We start from the raw sequence: 399 nt of genomic DNA on the forward strand, positions 1-399 counted from the left end.
GTCATGAAGGGATGAATAAATTTATCTTTGAAGGGTATTACGATAATATTTTGCAATCGTTTGGGTGGCAACAAATAAATATAGGTGTTCCATTAGTTGTTAATTTAAGTAATGATTTTAGAAAAAGTAGATATGCTGTTGAATATGCAGGGAGTATTTCTCAAAGTAAATCGCTGATTGGGACGCAATTAAATAAAGTAAATGAAAATGTGCAAAACATAGAAAAATGTTTAGGGAATGTAATAGTTTATAATCCGGATAAGTGGGGATATAGTCAATTCAGTTTTTATAAGGAAAAGCCTGAAATAGATGTAATGGACGATGTTACTATTTATGAGATTTTACATATTTCAYGAGGATATGTTGTTGAATGCTAAATTAAGAAAAAGGAATGAAAAT

At 29.1% G+C, this 399-nt stretch carries 1 protein-coding gene; it reads left to right on the plus strand.

Annotated features, from left to right (window positions below; genetic code table 11):
- Nucleotides 1–377, plus strand: a 377-nt coding sequence (locus tag AC1DJR_RS33800) for a DUF4865 family protein (protein WP_477004653.1), incomplete at its 5' end; no start/stop codon positions are given.
- Between the last annotated feature and the right edge of the window lie 22 nt (nt 378–399).

The sequence above is a fragment of the Bacillus sp. 05T31 genome, assembly GCF_056396725.1.